Source organism: Thermosynechococcus sp., from assembly GCF_046299635.1.
Taxonomy (GTDB): Bacteria; Cyanobacteriota; Cyanobacteriia; order Thermosynechococcales; family Thermosynechococcaceae; genus Thermosynechococcus.
In genome coordinates, this window is record NZ_JBKBHV010000028.1 from 14,989 (window position 1) to 31,468 (window position 16,480).

The 16,480-nt window shown below is 53.2% G+C and carries 14 protein-coding genes; 6 read left to right on the top strand and 8 right to left on the bottom strand.

Going from position 1 to position 16,480, the window contains the following annotated elements; genetic code table 11:
- Nucleotides 1-9: 9 nt before the first annotated feature.
- The 4 genes from ACK4IR_RS10485 to ACK4IR_RS10500 all read right to left on the bottom strand — a co-directional run bounded on the left by ACK4IR_RS10485 (nucleotide 10) and on the right by ACK4IR_RS10500 (nucleotide 4,324).
- On the bottom strand, nucleotides 10-552 hold the full coding sequence (locus tag ACK4IR_RS10485; protein WP_409874310.1) for a chemotaxis protein CheW: 543 nt from the start codon (nucleotides 550-552) through the stop codon (nucleotides 10-12).
- Nucleotides 553-554: 2 nt separating this feature from the next.
- Nucleotides 555-917, bottom strand: coding sequence for a PleD family two-component system response regulator (locus ACK4IR_RS10490; protein WP_409874311.1), 363 nt, complete (start codon nucleotides 915-917; stop codon nucleotides 555-557).
- Nucleotides 918-1,018: 101 nt separating this feature from the next.
- Nucleotides 1,019-2,254 (bottom strand): response regulator, encoded by a 1,236-nt coding sequence (locus tag ACK4IR_RS10495; protein ID WP_409874312.1) that lies wholly within the window; start codon nucleotides 2,252-2,254, stop codon nucleotides 1,019-1,021.
- Nucleotides 2,255-2,524: 270 nt separating this feature from the next.
- The gene (locus ACK4IR_RS10500) at nucleotides 2,525-4,324 is read right to left on the bottom strand and encodes an iron uptake porin (protein ID WP_409874313.1); all 1,800 of its coding nucleotides are present in this window, start codon (nucleotides 4,322-4,324) and stop codon (nucleotides 2,525-2,527) included.
- A gap of 318 nt (nucleotides 4,325-4,642) precedes the next feature.
- Between ACK4IR_RS10500 and ACK4IR_RS10505 the strand changes: the two genes are divergently transcribed.
- Nucleotides 4,643-5,305 (top strand): hypothetical protein, encoded by a 663-nt coding sequence (locus ACK4IR_RS10505; RefSeq protein WP_409874314.1) that lies wholly within the window; start codon nucleotides 4,643-4,645, stop codon nucleotides 5,303-5,305.
- Nucleotides 5,306-5,420: 115 nt separating this feature from the next.
- Nucleotides 5,421-6,083: a hypothetical protein gene (locus ACK4IR_RS10510; protein WP_409874314.1), complete on the top strand. Its 663-nt coding sequence runs from the start codon at nucleotides 5,421-5,423 to the stop codon at nucleotides 6,081-6,083.
- A 13-nt stretch (nucleotides 6,084-6,096) separates the two neighbouring features.
- On the opposite strand, the gene lipA is transcribed toward ACK4IR_RS10510, so the two are convergent.
- Nucleotides 6,097-6,984: a lipoyl synthase gene (lipA, locus tag ACK4IR_RS10515; RefSeq protein WP_409874315.1), complete on the bottom strand. Its 888-nt coding sequence runs from the start codon at nucleotides 6,982-6,984 to the stop codon at nucleotides 6,097-6,099.
- Between the two features lie 172 nt (nucleotides 6,985-7,156).
- Here lipA and ACK4IR_RS10520 point away from each other — a divergent pair, with 172 nt between their 5' ends.
- The 4 genes from ACK4IR_RS10520 to ACK4IR_RS10535 all read left to right on the top strand — a co-directional run bounded on the left by ACK4IR_RS10520 (nucleotide 7,157) and on the right by ACK4IR_RS10535 (nucleotide 12,241).
- Nucleotides 7,157-8,125, top strand: coding sequence for a protochlorophyllide reductase (locus tag ACK4IR_RS10520; protein WP_409874316.1), 969 nt, complete (start codon nucleotides 7,157-7,159; stop codon nucleotides 8,123-8,125).
- A gap of 3 nt (nucleotides 8,126-8,128) precedes the next feature.
- Nucleotides 8,129-8,611 carry a DUF3828 domain-containing protein gene (locus ACK4IR_RS10525; protein WP_409874317.1) on the top strand — a complete coding sequence of 161 codons (483 nt, stop codon included), beginning with the start codon at nucleotides 8,129-8,131 and terminating at the stop codon, nucleotides 8,609-8,611.
- A 337-nt stretch (nucleotides 8,612-8,948) separates the two neighbouring features.
- Nucleotides 8,949-10,391, top strand: a complete 1,443-nt coding sequence (gene gndA / locus ACK4IR_RS10530) for an NADP-dependent phosphogluconate dehydrogenase (RefSeq protein WP_409874318.1) — start codon at nucleotides 8,949-8,951, stop codon at nucleotides 10,389-10,391.
- 86 nt (nucleotides 10,392-10,477) lie between these two features.
- Complete coding sequence (locus tag ACK4IR_RS10535) at nucleotides 10,478-12,241, top strand: ABC transporter ATP-binding protein (protein ID WP_409874319.1); 1,764 nt, start codon at nucleotides 10,478-10,480, stop codon at nucleotides 12,239-12,241.
- On the opposite strand, the gene glgB is transcribed toward ACK4IR_RS10535, so the two are convergent.
- The 3 genes from glgB to ACK4IR_RS10550 form a co-directional block, all read right to left on the bottom strand.
- Nucleotides 12,238-14,538: a 1,4-alpha-glucan branching enzyme gene (glgB, locus tag ACK4IR_RS10540; RefSeq protein WP_409874320.1), complete on the bottom strand. Its 2,301-nt coding sequence runs from the start codon at nucleotides 14,536-14,538 to the stop codon at nucleotides 12,238-12,240. The two genes, ACK4IR_RS10535 and glgB, sit on opposite strands and share 4 nt — an antisense overlap.
- 83 nt (nucleotides 14,539-14,621) lie before the next feature.
- Nucleotides 14,622-15,713 carry a quinone-dependent dihydroorotate dehydrogenase gene (locus ACK4IR_RS10545; protein WP_409874322.1) on the bottom strand — a complete coding sequence of 364 codons (1,092 nt, stop codon included), beginning with the start codon at nucleotides 15,711-15,713 and terminating at the stop codon, nucleotides 14,622-14,624.
- Between the two features lie 56 nt (nucleotides 15,714-15,769).
- Entirely contained in the window at nucleotides 15,770-16,336 is a 567-nt protein-coding gene (locus tag ACK4IR_RS10550) for a hypothetical protein (RefSeq protein WP_409874321.1), read from the bottom strand.
- Nucleotides 16,337-16,480 lie beyond the last annotated feature (144 nt).

The window sequence follows — 16,480 nt, forward strand, 5'->3', positions numbered from 1 at the left end:
ACGGTCAGCCTACGGAGCATCCACAGGAACACATTGGGTCCAACACTGTCTGGCGATCGCCCCCCCGTCGAGGATAAAGAACAGGGTCTGATCCAAACGGCAACAGCCCTTCAGGTAGGGAACGAGCGTCGCACTCACCGTACCTACAGGGGATTGAATTGCGCTTTCCGGCAGGCGGACGATGCCGCGCACCTCTTTGAGCGCCAATCCGAGGTATCCCTCAGGGGTTTGCAGCAGAGCGATCGTCAAAAGGGATGTATTCGCATCAAGAGGCTCTAAATTGAGCAACTGCGCCAAATCCAGTACCCAAACAATGCGGTTGCGAAAGTTCATCAACCCCATCATGACGGGCGGCATATTGGGGATAACCGTGAGCTGCTGCGGTGGGATGACCAATACCTGCTGAATCTCCGTCATCGGCAGCAATGCGGTCAATCCGTGGTGGACAACCAATCGCAAATAGGGCGCTCCTTGGGGGCGATCGCCTAGCGTACCCTTTGGGGAATCGCCCTGCCCTTCACCAAGATTCAACCAAGGTACTGCCCCAATCATCCCTACACCACCACCGACTTCAGTGCCCGCAGGAGATCCTCACGGGTAAAGGGCTTCGTGACATAGGCATCTGCCCCTTGTTTCATGGCCCAAAGACGGTCTAGCTCTTGATTTTTCGAGCTACAGACCACCACCGGCAGTTTTTCTGTTTCTGCATTTTTCTTAAGGGCGCGGCATAGCTCAAACCCGCTCATCTCGGGCATCACCACATCGGTAACCACCACATCAGGTTTGTGTTGGCTTACCTTTTCCAACGCTTCCTTTGCCCCAAGTGCCTCAATGACTGTATAGCCCGACTCCCTCAGCAGTGAGCTGATAAGCGCCATTTCCGAGGGCACATCTTCCACAACCAAAACTTTCGTCATCTTTTCTCCAGTCTAGTTCTTTATTGCTGTTCTCTGTCGCTTGTAAACCTTTAGGGGATCTGTAATGCCAATATACTGCCTCTTGAACCTATAGAAGTTTCCTACGTCAGGTACCGAAAGACAATTCTTAGTAACTCCTCTTGGGTAAAGGGCTTGGTCATATAGTCTGTCGCTCCCACCAGGCGGGCTTTGGCGCGGTCAATGAGTCCCGTATTACCCGTGACCATAATGATCGGCACCGACTTAAAGCGTTCATGGTTGCGAATGACTTTACAAAACTTATAACCATCAATGTTGGGCATGCCCACATCCAGCAGGATCAGATCTGGATTGAGACGCATCACCTCCATAAGGGCTTTTACAGAATCGTTGAGGGCAATGACTTCAAAGGCATCATCCGCCAAAAACCGCTTAATTTCATTGAGCATTGTCGGACTATCGTCAATGCAGACGATCCGATAGGTACGGTTCGGCACTGCAGTAGTAAAGATGCCACTGCTGAGATCCCCACCCTCCTCTGCCACCGTGGCGGTGGTTTCCTGCCACAAACTGGTATCAAAACTCGGCAGCAAATCAAAGGGGGATTGCGGCTCCCGAACCACCACGGCGCCTCTTTCTATCAAGGGCAACAGGCTTCGCACCAGCGCAATTTCATTTTGGTTGAGGAGCACCGCCAAATGGCGAAAGCTAAACCCCCGCAACATTGATCCTAGGCGTTGTCGCTGCTCAGGGGTCAAATTGAGATGGGGATCCCCAAAAAAGTAGGGACGCTGAAAGGGGGAGACAATTTTGTGACCAAGACTCAGCCACTGTTGAATTCGAGATTTGCACTGCTGAATCAGTCGAGTAGGGTCAAAGCGGCTAACAATCGCCACTTCCCCATAGGGAACAAGCTGATGCTGACCGCTCCTAAGATATAGAAACGACTCCAGAACCTCGAGGATAAGACCTTTCACGAGCTGGCTAAACTGCTCTAGAGTAATGACTTGTTGAGTGAGCAACCAGCGCAGGCTTTCATACTCATAGATTGGCGTGGGAGTATTGGCCTGTTCCCATTGCTGGCGGACTTGGGCACGTAACTCGCGATTCAGGGCAGGAACACTGTGACTGAGTTGTCGTAAATGACGCTCAAAGCGATCGCCCGGCTCAATCGTGTGGGTAGCATAAATAAGACTTCCCTGATCAAAGTAGAGAAACCACTGCTGCTCCTTCACACTTACCTTAAAGCACCCTGTCCCACCCGACGCGCCGAGTTGGCGCAGCAGTCGTTCGGGCTGAAGCGTTTCTGTAAACGATGGCGTGACCCCACCACCAAAGGCGCGATCTGATGTCATCATATGAACCTCCCAGCAGCCAATCCTACCGAAGCCTCCCACCCCCTCGGCAGTAGCCGGCATTTGTGTCAGTAAAACTAGTTAAGATATTTAGCTGTCCTTAAGTGAGAGATGTGTTTAAGAATAAGAATACAGGTGCTTTGATTATATTGAGCAGTGCTGGGGAAAAGATGAAAGAAAACTTCAGAAAAATTAATTTACAAATAGTAAAGTCCATAAAAAAAGCCCCCTCCGCAGGGGAGAGGGACTAAAGCAAAGGTCAATTCACCCAAGCTAGAACGTGAACGTAGTACGAATTACCCCTTGCAGAATCGGCTGACCAGAGATTCGCCGCACACCTGTTGGATCCTGACCATTGGTGTTGTTGGGGTTGATGATCGCCGTAAAGATAGGTGTAATCGTGATGTTGTCGCTGATGGGGAACTTGTAGAAAGCTTCAATGTTAACTTGGTTGGTATTATTACCAACTCCAGCATTATTACCAATTCCAAATGGAGAAGCGTTGTTGAGAAACGGCGCGCCCGCAGCCACAGCCAATACTGACCCCGGCACCAGCAGGTCTTTATAACCAATCCCCGCCATAAAGTTAGCAGCCGTCATCCCTGCTGCGCCCTGACCTATATCAGAAAACGGCAGCGGAGATACGTTAGGGAAGTAACCTCCCGGAATACTTGCAATACCGGCGCGACCAAAAATCCCAAAACGCCCTAGGTTTAGTTCAAAGTTGAGGCCACCTGAGCGGGCTTCAATCCCATAGGTCTTGGAGTAGGTTCCTTGCAGACGGACGGCGTAGCTGTTCTTGCCGCCCCCAAATTTGTTGGCATATTCTAGCTCCACTGACGCTTGGAACGGATCACCCCCAAAGCCACCACCGGGACTTGGTGCAGCAATGCCCGCAGCTGCCCGACCTGCTTCTCCTGCAAGGTAGAGGGCACGCACCGTAAAGGGACCTTCTTTCGGATTCCATTCGATAGCAGCGCCCGCACCACCTAAAAAGTTCATTGCATAGGGCACAATGAATGGGTTATTGATAAAGAAGTAGGTGCCAAAGTCGCTAGTAGGATCGTTTGCCCAGCTATTTTTATCAATGATGTCGCTGGGATAAAATTGCGGCCCTACGGTGATGGTAATATCTTGAATTGGCCTGAAACTGTAGGACAAGCGGTCAAGCTCCACCTGCGGTCCATAGCCAGACCAGTAGTAATAGCTGGGACTAAAGTAAGGTAGTGGTCCAGCTGCATTGTCGAACGTATTCCCTGCTCCCAGCGTTGAGCCGGTCTGTAGTCCCAGTCCATAGGTGCTGATAGCGTCAAACCCACCATTCCCTGTAGATAGGCTGGTTTGCAGAAGGTCAGTGCCGGTGAAGCTAGTATTCAGATTCAAAGTAACGGCAGCAATGACCGTAGGGTTAGGACGCTCAGGAGCAGGAGCAAGACCTGGAGGACTTAAAGAAGGAACATTACTCCTTAAACGGCCACCGAATTGCACCGACATCACTGCCGTACCTGTGAGCTTGGTTGTTGTGGAAAATTGTTGCGCTTCTAGCTGAGCCGTACGGGCTTCAAGGTTATCTACACGACCGCGCAAGGTGGCGAGTTCGGCAGCGAACTCATCCATGAGCTTTTGCAGCGTTGCCAAGTCTTCTTTGGTGGCAAAGCGGTCACTAATCACATCCAAGCAAGCATTGAGGGCAGCGGCCATCTCATACCGCGTTGCTGCCCGATTGCCCCGGAACGTGCCATCGGGATAACCGGCAATACAGCCATATTTCTCAACAAGGGAGGCCAGCGCTTGGTAGGCCCAGTCGGTGGGGCGCACATCAGAGAGCTGGGACACAGAGGTCACCTGCTCCATGGATTCTTCATTGGCCAGAAGCTGATTAACAGAGGTAATAGTGCTAGAAGCGTCTGCAATTGTATTGGGCGCAGGCAGTGCTTCAGAAACTTGGAGATTGTGTGGTTCAGCAGCGATTAGATTTTCAAAGTTGGCAGGTTCATTGGCGGTAGCAATGTTAGCCCCTGCAACCACACCCAGTAGGCTCAAGCTACTTGCCAGCAGGTAAGTCTTTTTCACGATCTTAATCTTACTCCTCACTCACGAGCGTCTGGGTTCAGCAGAGCGATCAACTCATTTTGCTGCCCCCTAGTACTTAGCTTACACAATACAGCTCAAATGTGTTATGAGCTAATTATGCAAGTTCTGATAAATTCTAGGCGCTTCCCTTTCACCTTGTCAAATACTTTGTTTTTATTTTATGACACTGAAATTTCATCCGTCTCGCTAGCGCGGTAGGAGCTGCGCACAAGGGTTGTATAGAGCACGTGGAAACCATAGAAACACTGTCTGGTCGCTAGAATGTAAGTACAGCCGCAATTCACCATTCTAGATGCAATGACTTCTGTCCTTGAAGAAAAACTGCGGGCAGCCTTTCCGCCGGAACAGGCGCATCTGCTGGCAGAAGTGATCCATGAAGCCTACAACGACTTGGTGAAAGCAAGAGACTTCAATGAGCTGAAGTCCATCGTTGCGGAGCTGGCTCAAGCCCAAAAACGCACGGAAGAACGAATCGAAGAACTCGCCCAAGCGCAGAAACGCACCGAAGAACGGGTTGACCAACTGGCTGCGGCACAGGAGCGCACCGAACGAGCTGTGAGGCAACTGGCTCGCCAAGTGGGCGGACTCAGTGAAGCCCTCGGCGGCTCCCTTGAAGACCTCGCTCTAGAGGTGGTGCCCGAAATCCTTGAGTATCGCTGGGACATGCAAATTGAGTTTTGTGACCGAGACATCCTACCCCTGCGCAATGGGGAGTATGAATTTGATTTAGTGATTCGTGGCCAAGTAGAAGGACAACCAGTATTGGTAATCGGCGAAGTCAAAAGCAACATCACTGAATCAGAGGTAGAGCGGTTTTTGAATTTGGTGGCTCAGGTGGAGGCTCCTGAGGAAGTTCGTCCGCTGTTTTTTGGCTATCGCGTCGAGCGGGCGGCCAAGGCGTTGATTCAACAGCGGGGAGCCGTAATGGTGACCACAAGGGGTAAGTACTTTCCTGAGTAAATTGGGGTGCCCATCACCCGTTTTGCGATAGCCTATGCGCAAAGAGCCTTCCTGAGAGAGACACTGTCTGGTCGCTAGAATGTAAGTACAGCCGCAATTCACCATTCTAGATGCAATGACCTCTGTCCTTGAAGAAAAACTGCGGGCAGCCTTTCCGCCGGAACAGGCGCATCTGCTGGCAGAAGTGATCCATGAAGCCTACAACGACTTGGTGAAAGCAAGAGACTTCAATGAGCTGAAGTCCATCGTTGCGGAGCTGGCTCAAGCCCAAAAACGCACGGAAGAACGAATCGAAGAACTCGCCCAAGCCCAAAAACGCACCGAAGAACGGGTTGACCAACTGGCTGCGGCACAGGAGCGCACCGAACGAGCTGTGAGGCAACTGGCTCGCCAAGTGGGCGGACTCAGTGAAGCCCTCGGCGGCTCCCTTGAAGACCTCGCTCTAGAGGTGGTGCCCGAAATCCTTGAGTATCGCTGGGACATGCAAATTGAGTTTTGTGACCGAGACATCCTACCCCTGCGCAATGGGGAGTATGAATTTGATTTAGTGATTCGTGGCCAAGTAGAAGGACAACCAGTATTGGTAATCGGCGAAGTCAAAAGCAATATCACTGAATCAGAGGTAGAGCGGTTTTTGAATTTGGTGGCCCAGGTGGAGGCTCCTGAGGAAGTTCGTCCGCTGTTTTTTGGCTATCGCGTCGAGCGGGCGGCCAAGGCGTTGATTCAACAGCGGGGAGCCGTAATGGTGACCACAAGGGGTAAGTACTTTCCTGAGTAAATTGGGGTGCCCATCACCCGTTTTGGGTTGGCGCGGCATCTGCTGCATGGTAGGAGCTACGCACAAGAGGCCCCGATCGTACATGGGAAAAGCCAAGTTCTTGTGCAATATTGCCCAAGGCGTCAAACTCCTCGGGAGTCCAATACTTCACCACCGGCAAGTGATTCAAGGAGGGGGGCAGGTATTGTCCCAAGGTCAGGCGATCGCACCCCACGGCGCGGAGGTCTTTTAGGGTTTGAATGACTTCTGCTTCGGTTTCTCCTAAGCCCAGCATCAGTCCCGATTTGGTGGGAATGTTGGGGTTTAGCTCTTTAACGGTGGCCAAGACCCGCAGTGAACTCTCATAGGTGGCACCACGTCGCACCGGACCCTGTAGGCGGCGCACGGTTTCAAGGTTATGGTTATAGCAGGCAGGCTGTGCCGCCACAATTTGGGCAATGCAGTCCCGTTGGCACACCCGACCCCGATCCATGCGAAAGTCGGGGGTGAGGACTTCAATTTCAGTGCCGGGGCAGCGTTGGCGAATCGCCTCCATGGTGGCCACAAATTGACCCGCCCCCTGATCCGGCAAGTCATCGCGGGCCACAGAGGTTAAAACCACATAGCGCAATCCTAGGGCAGCCACCGCCGCCGCAATTTTCGTGGGTTCCTCTGGATCAACCGCAGCTGGGGCACGACCTTTCTCCACTTGGCAAAAGGCACAGGCGCGGGTACAGGTGGCACCCAACAACAAAAAGGTGGCCGTTTTTTGGGCATAGCATTCACCGCGATTGGGACAGCGCCCCTCTTCACAGATAGTGTGGATGCCATAGTGGCGCACGAGGCGTTGAACGGTGGAGAGTTCACTGGCTTTGCCAAGGGGTTTGCGCAGCCACGGCGGCAAGGATTGGGAGACAGTCATAGAGGCGGGTTAATCCTGAAAATAGGTCAGAAGCGAGCTAGATACAAAACTTGATTAACTATCGAGTCTATTTATTAAGTAACTGTAAAGGATCGCTGGGGGTGCTCCTAGGGGGCGATCGCTTCTATGGCAGGATCAATAGCGACGTTACCGCAGGTATGCCACAGAACCTATGAGTGATCAGCCACGCCCAACGGTCATTATTACGGGTGCATCCTCTGGAGTCGGATTGTATGCCACAAAAGCCTTAGCCAATCGGGGCTGGCACGTTGTTATGGCCTGCCGCAACCTTGAAAAAGCAGAGCAAGCCGCAAAAGACTTGCAGATTTCGCCGGAGGCCTATACGATTTTGCATTTGGACTTGTCCTCGTTGGCCAGCGTGCGCGGCTTTGTGGAGTCCTTTCGGGCATTGAATCGCCCCTTGCGTGCCCTTGTCTGCAATGCCGCTGTCTATTATCCCCTACTCAAGGAGCCCCTTTACAGTGTGGATGGCTACGAACTCACCGTGGCTACCAATCACTTGGGTCACTTCCTTTTAGCCAACTTGCTCCTTGAAGATTTGAAAAACTCCTCCGAAAGCGATAAACGCTTGGTGATTCTGGGCACGGTGACGGCTAACCGCAAAGAACTCGGCGGTAAAATTCCGATTCCGGCACCCCCCGATTTGGGCAACCTCGAAGGCTTTGAGAAGGGCTTCAAGAAACCCATTGCCATGATTAACGGCAAGCCCTTCAAGTCGGGCAAAGCCTACAAAGATAGCAAGCTCTGCAATATGCTGACAGCACGGGAACTGCATCGCCGCTTCCATGATTCGACAGGGATTGTCTTTAGCTCTTTGTACCCCGGTTGTGTGGCGGATACGCCTCTATTTCGCAACCATTTCCCCCTCTTTCAAAAGCTCTTCCCCCTCTTTCAGAAATACATCACAGGGGGCTATGTCAGCCAAGAACTGGCAGGTGAGCGAGTGGCTATGGTGGTGGCAGATCCTGAGTTTCGCCAGTCGGGAGTGCACTGGAGCTGGGGCAACCGCCAGAAAGAAGGCCGCAAAGCCTTTGTCCAAGAACTCTCGGCAGAGGGCAGGGATGAGCAAAAAGCCCGCCGTCTTTGGGAGCTGAGCGAAAAATTGGTGGGTTTGGCCTAGCCGATGCAGCGGTGGTTGCCCCTCGGCGTTAGTTTTGCCCTTGTCGTCGAGATGGGGGCGATCGCCAGCCCAGCCCCGGAAACGGTGGTGACCCAGTTTTATGAGTGGTGGGTGCAAAACCAAGATCAAGGTCGCCAACGCTTGAGTCAGCAGCGAGCAGCGTTTACACCTGAGCTGTACCAGCAGTTGATGTCAGCCTTTCACAAACAGCCCCGCGATGGGGCTTGGCTGGACTTTGATCCTTTCTCCTTCACTCAGGTGAGTACCCAAGGGGTGAAAGTGCGCAGTGTACGGCGATCGCCCAATAATCCGAGGGTGGCGGAAGTGGATATTGAGGTAATGGCAGGCCTGCGGGGGCGATCGGGAACGAGTGTACCGATGAAGGTACTCCTACGCCAAGGGGGCGATCGCTGGCAAATTGACAACCTCATCTACACCAGCACTTGGGATAACCTGCGCTGTCTGCTGCGAGACATTAACCGCTAGGGGTAACAGCAGTAACCGATAAATTAACCAAAATTACATAAACTTATACTTTTATGGTGTATAATCACTCTTATGAGGAAACTATCAATTTCTCAAGCGGCGCAATGAAAGGGTGTGTCCACCCAAACCCTAGAGAAGTAATCCCCCTTGAGAGCGTCGCTCTTGAGACTTCGATGAAGCAGGAAGTAAGCAGCAAATCTAAACAATGGAGTCCATTTGACTTGACTGGATAGATTTGTATAAGTCTTACAGAGCGGAACCTTAACGTCTTCTTCCATCCCTCTGGCTGAGCTTGCCGCTATCGTGGAAGTGATCCTTGCCATTGCAGGACGGATGTATGTCACAGCAAGATTTTGGCGTCATTGGCCTCGCCGTCATGGGGGAAAACCTTGCCCTCAACGTAGAGCGAAATGGATTTTCAGTGGCGGTTTATAATCGCACCCCCAGCCGCACCGAAGCATTCATGGCCGAACGAGCCGCAGGCCGTCGCTTCAAAGCCACCTATAGTCTTGAGGAATTTGTTGCTTCTCTCTCGCGTCCCCGTCGCATTTTGGCGATGGTGAAAGCCGGCAAGCCCGTAGATGACCTAATCCAGCAACTGAAGCCGCTGCTTGAACCCGGCGACATCCTCATTGATGGCGGCAACTCCCTCTATACGGAGACCGAACGCCGCGTTGCTGAAATGGAAGCGGCAGGACTCTGCTTCTTGGGAATGGGGGTTAGCGGTGGTGAAGCAGGTGCCCTCAATGGCCCCAGTCTTATGCCCGGCGGCAGTCGGGAGGCCTATCAAGCCCTCGAACCCATTCTCACCAAAATTGCCGCCCAAGTGGATGATGACCCCTGTGTCACCTACATTGGCCCTAGGGGGGCAGGGCACTTTGTCAAGATGGTGCACAACGGTATTGAGTATGGCGATATGCAACTCATTGCCGAAGCCTATGACCTGCTGAAAAATCTCCTTGGCCTCAACCACCAGCAACTCCATGAGGTCTTCCAAAGCTGGAATGAGACACCCGAACTCAACTCATTCTTGATTGAAATTACCAGCCAGATTTTCACCTATATTGACCCAGAAACCCATCTGCCCCTCGTGGATGTAATTGTGGATGCGGCAGGTCAAAAGGGAACCGGTCGCTGGACAGTAGAAAGTGCCCTTGAAATAGGGGTGCCAATTCCAACCATTACGGCTGCCGTCAATGCCCGCATCCTATCGTCTATGAAAGCGGAACGGCTGGCCGCTGCCCAAGTTCTTCCCCGCCCTGTGGCTCGCTTTAGCGGCAATACCGAAGAATTCATCGGCAAAATCCGCGATGCCCTCTACTGCTCAAAAATCTGCTCCTATGCCCAAGGGATGGCTTTAATTGCCAAAGGCTCCCAGGAACTGTTTGACAACCAACTTAACCTGAGCGAGATTGCCCGCATCTGGAAAGGGGGCTGTATTATTCGCGCCGGCTTCCTGAATAAAATTAAGCAGGCCTACAGCGAAAATCCCCAATTGGCCAATCTGCTGCTGGCGCCGGAGTTTCGGCAAACAATCCTCGATAAACAGGCAGCATGGCGGGAGGTTTTGGTGGAGGCGACCCGTGCGGGGATTGCCGTGCCTGCCTTTGCTGCCTCCTTGGAGTACTTCGATAGCTATCGGCGCGATCGCCTGCCGCAAAACCTGACCCAAGCGCAGCGGGACTTCTTTGGTGCCCACACCTATGAGCGAATTGATAAACCGGGAACATTCCATACCGAGTGGGTACCGATTCAGAAGGCCGGCAAAGCCTCGGTTTGAGAGGTCGGTCAGCGGGGCGGCTCTTTAGCTTATCTTAAGAATTAGCAGCCGCTCATCATCCTGCACGTTGGGGAGACTAAGAATCCTTGCATCCGTTTCTACGACTCCTGCACCACAGCCAACGCTACCAACACCAAGTGGCGCTTGCCTCCCTTTGCTCCGTCCTCAATAAAATTTTTGATCTGGCGCCCCCTGTTCTGATCGGGATTGCCGTGGATTTGGTGGTGAAACGGCAGGATTCCCTCTTTGCCCGTTGGGGGCTAGCAAGCTTTGAGGAGCAACTGTTGGCCTTGGCGGGTCTCTCGTTTGTGATCTGGAGCTTGGAGTCCCTTTTTGAGTATGCCTATGCCCGCAGTTGGCGCAACCTAGCTCAGCAGATTCAGCATGACCTGCGCCTTGAGACCTATGCCCATCTCCAAGAAATGGATTTGGCCTTTTTTGAGGAGCACAGTAGTGGGGTGTTGCTCTCGATTCTCAACGATGACATTAACCAACTGGAGCGGTTTTTAGATGGGGGCGCCAACGAGGTGTTGCAGGTCACAACCACCGTTCTGGTCATTGGGGGAATTTTCTTTCATTTAGCGCCAAGTGTGGCCGTCTGGGGAATGCTGCCCATGCCCTTTATTCTTTGGGGGTCGGTCATTTTTCAGCGGCGCCTTGCCCCTCGCTATGCCGATGTACGGGAAAAGGCAGGCCTCCTCAATGAACGTTTGGCCAACAATATCACGGGCATCCAAACGATCAAGAGCTTTACTGCCGAAGCCTACGAATTGGAGCGCCTACGCTGGGATAGTGAAGCCTACCAACAGAGCAATCGCCGGGCCATTCGCCTGAGTGCTGCCTATATTCCCCTGATTCGCTTTGTGATTCTCTTTGGCTTTACGGGAACTTTGGTGCTGGGGGGCTTTGCCGCTTTTCAGGGACGCCTGGAGGTGGGTGCCTACAGCACGATGGTCTATCTAATTCAACGGTTGCTCTGGCCCTTGACCCGTTTGGGGGAAACGCTGGATCAGTATCAGCGCGCCATGGCCTCCACCCAGCGGGTGCTGAATCTCCTGGAAACCCCCCTTGCCATTCCCCCCGGCGATCGTCCCCTTGATCCTCGCCATCTCAAAGGGGAGGTGCGCTTTGAAGCCGTCCGCTTTGCCTATGCCGGCCGTGCCCCCGTCCTCAAGGGTGTTAATTTACACGTGCCTGCGGGTCAGACGATCGCCATTGTCGGCGCCACGGGGTCGGGCAAAAGCACCCTCGTGAAATTGTTACTGCGGTTCTATGAGGTGCAAGAGGGGCGCATTCTCATTGATGGGGTGGATATTCGCGAGTACCGGCTACAGGATTTGCGCGCTGCCATTGGCTGGGTGAGTCAAGAGGTCTTTCTCTTCCACGGCACCGTCTTTGAAAACATTGCCTACGGCAGTCCGGGGGCAACCCTTGCCGAGGTGATCCACGCAGCAAAACTGGCCGAAGCCCATGACTTTATCGAGCAACTCCCCCAAGGCTACGACACGGTGGTGGGGGAGCGGGGTCAAAAACTCTCCGGCGGTCAGCGGCAACGGCTGGCGATCGCCCGCGCCCTCCTCAAGAATCCGCCGATTCTCGTCCTCGATGAAGCCACCTCGGCCGTAGATAACGAAACCGAAGCCGCCATCCAGCGATCGCTGGCCCACATTACGGCGCATCGCACCACGATTGCCATTGCCCATCGCCTCTCCACCATTCGCCATGCCGACTGCATCTATGTCCTTGAGCACGGTGAAATTGTGGAACAGGGAACTCACGAAGCACTCCTAGCCCAGCGGGGGGTTTATTGCAGCCTCTGGCAAGTGCAAGCGGGAATTCTTGAGACCTAGGGCTGGCGAGTATAGCGCGTCCGCTCTGCGGCCGTCCTCTCGCGATCCAGTTTCAAGATCAGTACCGCCAAGGGAGGCAAGCATAGATCAAGGGAATAGCGACGGTTGTGGTAAGGCCATTCGTCGGCCCATTTCCCGCCCAAGTTGCCCATATTGCTGCCGCCATACTCGCGGGCATCGCTGTTAAACAGTTCGCGGTAAAACCCATGCTCAGGTACCCCAATACGATAATGGCTATGGGGCTGCGGCGTAAAATTGCACACCACAACTACAAATTCTTGGGGATCTTCGTCGCGACGGATAAAGGAAACCACACTGTGGCGGTTGTCGCTACAGTCAATCCATTCAAAGCCCTCCTGCTTGAAGTCTTGGGTATAAAGGGCAGGCTGCGAGCGATAGAGGTGGTTGAGATCTGTAAAGAAGCGTTGAATTTGCTGGTGGGGTTCGTATTGTAGCAGATGCCACTCTAGATCACTCCAGACATTCCACTCGCTCCATTGGGCAAACTCCATCCCCATAAACATTGTTTTCTTGCCGGGGTGGGTGAACATATAGGCAAATAAACAACGCAGATTAGCAAACTTCTGCCAGCGATCGCCCGGCATTTTGCCGATGATGCTACTCTTGCCGTGCACCACCTCATCGTGGGAGAGCGCTAGCATGAAGTTCTCGCTGTGGTGATACCACATACTGAAGGTGACATTGTTTTGGTGGAACTGGCGGAACCACGGATCCATACTGAAGTAGTCGAGAATATCGTGCATCCAGCCCATATTCCACTTCAGGTTGAAGCCCAGTCCCCCCATATAGGTTGGCCAAGAGACCATCGGCCAGGCCGTTGACTCCTCGGCAATGGAGAGAATCCCCGGAAAGTAGCTAAAGATCACGTGGTTGACTTGGCGGAGAAAGTTGGCCGCCTCCAGATTCTCCCGCCCGCCGTATTCATTGGGGATCCACTCCCCTTCCTTGCGGTTGTAGTCAAGGTAAAGCATCGAGGCCACAGCATCCACGCGAATACCGTCAATGTGGTACTTGTCAAACCAAAAGAGGGCATTGGCCACCAGAAAATTGCGCACCTCGTGGCGGCCATAGTTAAAAACAAGGGTGCCCCATTCCTTGTGTTCGCCCTTGCGGGGATCTGCGTGTTCGTAGAGGTGGGTGCCATCAAAGAAGGCAAGACCGTGGCCGTCCTTCGGAAAGTGTCCCGGTACCCAATCCACAATGACGCCAATGCCGTTTTGGTGACACTGATCCACAAAATACATGAAGTCTTGGGGACTGCCGTAGCGAGAGGTGGGGGCATAGTAGCCGGTCACCTGATAACCCCAAGAGCCATCGAAGGGATGCTCGGCAATGGGCAACAGTTCAATGTGGGTATAGCCCAATTCCTTGACGTAGGGAATGAGTTTGGCCGCCAGTTCGCGATAGGTGAGAAAACGTGCCCAGGGTTTGAGTTCTGCCACCTGTACCGGTTCTTGGGGTTGGCCATCAGCACCAATGGGCGGATCCTCCATGGAGGCATGGAGCCACGATCCTAAATGCACCTCAAAAACGGAAATGGGTTGGGTGAGGGGGTCGGTGTGGCGGCGTTTTTCCAACCAGTCGTTGTCGTTCCATTCGTAGCTATTGAGGTCGGTGACAATGGAAGCGGTCTTGGGACGTGGTTCTTGGTAGAAGCCATAGGGATCCGATTTTTCGTAGATGTGGCCGTCTTGGTTCTTAATTTCGTACTTATAGTGCTCACCCACCCCCAAGCCAGGAATAAACAGCTCCCAGATACCGTTGCCGCGCCGTGCCATTTGGTGTTTGCGGCCATCCCAGTGGTTAAAGTCACCGATGACGGAGACATTGCGGGCATTGGGTGCCCAGACAGCAAAATAGACACCGGCTACACCCTCCACCGTCAGCAGGTGTGCCCCCAGTTTTTCATAGATGCGGTGATGATTGCCCTCGGCAAACAGATGAATATCAAAATCCGTCAGCTTTGAGGAGCGGAAGGCATAGGGGTCGTAAATTACCCGCTCATGGCCATTTTCATAGATTTTGAGTTGGTAATTATTGAGTTCCGCCACGGGAATGTGGCACTCGAAAAAGTGGGGGTGGTGAACCGGCGTCATCGGATATTCTTGCCGCAGCTCCGGACAGAGGACACTCACCCGCTCGGCATTGGGTAAATAGGCGCGTACCGCCCAGACGGATTGGCCATTCTCACTGATCTGGTGACAGCCCAAAATTTCAAAGGGGTCGTGGTGTTGGTTGGAAACAATGCGGTCAATCTGTTCGGGCGAAACGGTCATATTTTTATACTTTCGTAAAATATAGGAACAATACTATAGAAAAGTTAACAGTGAGAATGCTCTCCTTGACAAGGGCACAGCCCCTATTTCTCTGGTTTCTCTTGAGCGGCTGCGTGGGCTAAGAGTCCTTTAAGTAGCTCCCGCAATAGGCTTGGCCCTTGGTAAATCCAACCGGTGTAAAGTTGCACCAAGGTCGCACCGGCTGCTAATTTTTCAATCACATCCTCTGGTGTAAAAATACCCCCCACTCCGATAATTGGCAGGGTGCCTTGGGTCTGCTTGTGGATGAAGCGAATTACGGCGGTGGCGCGATCGCGCAAAGGAGCACCACTGAGACCGCCGGCCTCGTCTGCGGGCGATCGCCCCGTCTGGGGAATGATTTGGGTTTTCAGCCCCTCCCGTGCCACCGTGGTATTGGTGGCCACAATCCCGGCAAGTTCATAGGTTTGGATTAGATCAAGAATGGTGGCAATCTGCTCCCAGCTCAAATCGGGGGCTATTTTCAACAGCAGGGGTTTGTGTGGGGTGTTGGCGGTTTGCAATGCCTCTAGAATCGGCGCCAGTTGTTCCTTGGCTTGTAGTTCCCGTAATCCGGGTGTGTTGGGAGAACTCACATTGATGACAAAATAATCCCCCAGGGGATGAAGGCAGCGAAAACTCGCTAGGTAATCCTCTTTTGCAGCTTCCAAGGGGGTGACTTTGGACTTGCCCAAATTGATGCCGATGGGAATCGTCGCCTCGGGCGATCGCGCCAACAGGGCGGCCATAGCCTCTGCTCCGGCGTTGTTAAACCCCATGCGATTGATCACGGCCAGATCGGCCGGTAGGCGAAAGAGGCGCGGACGGGGATTACCCGGCTGGGGATGCCAAGTGACAGTGCCCAACTCCGCAAACCCAAAGCCAAAGGCTGACCAGACGCTGCGAGCCACGCCATTTTTATCAAATCCCGCCGCCAAGCCAATGGGATTGGGAAAGCGCAATCCCCACACCTGTCGCTCTAAACAGGAATCTGAAAGGGTGTAGCGCTGCTGAAGTTGCTGCCGTAGCCAAGCAGCCAAGCCATGATCTTGATTTAGCCACCCACAGAAGGCGATAAACTGCTGGTGTAGCCACTCGGGATCCGCCTGCACTCCGGAAAAAAGAAGTGGTCGCAACAGGTAGCGATAGGGATCAATGGACATTCAGACTACCACTGCCCCACCTAAGGAGTTTAAGTTCCAACGCTGTGACCCTAGTCCAGATAGCCCATGAGGGCGGGCGAATCATCAATGATATTGGAAGCCACAGGACGCTCCCCAGCAGAGTAATAGGTCTCAGCAATGTGCAGGCCACTGGTGGTAATCGGGCGAATGCCCATCCAATTCACTGTTTCGACGATTTCAAAATCATCCGCAGCCACGGGGCGCACCCCCATAATGTTCAGGGTTTCCACCACTCGGAAATTGGTCGCCACAATGGGGCGGATACCAGCAGCGTTGATGCTGTCATAGATTTGCAAACCACTGCTGAGCACAGGACGCTCGCCGGCATCTTTGATCATGTGCACCACTTGCACGGGGCTGGCTTCAATGGGACGTAAGCCGGCACTATTAAAGGTTTGCCACACTACAATATCACTGGCTGTGGTCGTGCCTGTGGGGGCAAGAGCAGTTTTTTCAGCGAGGGAGACCATTTGACCGCTATTTTCCTTAGCAGGCGGGTTGCTGCGACGGGCGGGACGAGCAGCTTTGGCGGTGGGTTCTTCGGCGGGTGGGGTTTGAGGCGTTTCGGTCATGGCGATCGCTCCTAGTGCAATCATTCAATCCTACAAGTAAGCTTACCGTATTCCACCTTTTGGTTGGGGATCCTCCTCGCACAGTCTCTAGTACCAATTCAATTTGAAGATAGTCCTAATATGAGGCTGAGTAATGAACGACCAAGCCGTCAGAGACTGAATGACCTG